Annotated in this window: 1 protein-coding gene and 1 pseudogene; both read left to right on the forward strand. The window is 50.6% G+C overall.

What is annotated here, in order from left to right; genetic code table 11:
* Positions 1 to 184 (forward strand): annotated as a pseudogene (locus R7Q41_RS24180) (TRAP transporter small permease); the annotation flags it as partial.
* Between the two features lie 11 nt (positions 185 to 195).
* On the forward strand, positions 196 to 1177 hold a 982-nt coding region (locus R7Q41_RS24185), incomplete at its 3' end, for a TRAP transporter large permease subunit (protein WP_318144727.1).

Genomic DNA, 1177 nt, shown 5'->3' on the forward strand with positions numbered 1-1177 from the left:
ACTCAAAACATTGGCCACTGGCCAGCTAACCCCAGCATTGGGCTTAGAGATGGGCTACATCTATTTCTGCCTGCCTATCAGTGGCGCACTGATGATCTTTTATTCCGTGATTTTCGCTTATGAGCGCGTCAAACAATTAATGTCTGGTGAAACCCTAGTCACCGACTCACAACTTGATTCTTAGAGGGTTCCACAATGGAATGGCAATTAATTCTTACCTTATTTGGCAGCTTCGCTGTATTACTGGCAGTTGGTGTACCGGTTTCCTTCGCCATTGGTCTTTCTTCACTGGCGACCATTTTAATGGGCCTACCATTGGAGCCTGCGATTGCGGTTGTAGCTCAGCGCATGGCAGCAGGTCTTGATAACTTTGCTCTACTGGCGATCCCGTTCTTTATCTTGGCGGGCAACATCATGAACCAAGGTGGTATCGCACTGCGCCTGATTAACTTTGCCAAAGTGTTAGGTGGCCGTCTTCCTGGCTCCTTAGCACACGTGAACGTGATGGCGAACATGAGGTTTGGCTCAATTTCTGGCTCAGCCGTCGCATCTGCCGCAGCGGTTGGCGGCACTATGTCGCCACTGCAAAAGAAAGATGGCTACGATGAAAACTTTTCTGCCGCGGTGAACATCACCTCTTGTCCATCGGGTTTATTGATCCCGCCAAGTAACACCCTGATCGTGTTCTCGTTAGTCTCTGGTGGTACCTCTATCGCGGCGCTGTTCCTTGCCGGTTACATTCCGGGCATTTTGATGGGTCTGAGCATCATGGTGGTGGCTGGGATCATCGCCAAACGTCGTGGTTACCCAATTGCTGCTCGCCCAACGCTAGCGATGGTTTGGGATACATTTCTAAAAGCGGCGCCTTCACTGGCTCTGATTGTGGTCATCATGGGTGGCATCATCGGCGGTATCTTTACGGCTACCGAAGCCTCTGCCATCGCCGTGGTCTACACCTTTGTTTTAGCGGTGTTGGTGTATCGCGAAGTGAAATGGCGAGATCTTCCTAAGATCATTTTGGAATCTGCCGTCACCACATCGATTGTTTTGCTGTTGGTTGGCGCGTCTATGGGCATGTCTTGGGCGATGGCGAATGCCGACATTCCATACATGATTGCCGATGCGCTGCTGGCGATCTCTGACAACCCAATGATGATTCTGCTCATCATCAACATCA

Origin of the sequence: Vibrio sp. 2096 (assembly GCF_033339595.1) — a bacterium.
Classification (GTDB): domain Bacteria; phylum Pseudomonadota; class Gammaproteobacteria; order Enterobacterales; family Vibrionaceae; genus Vibrio; species Vibrio alginolyticus.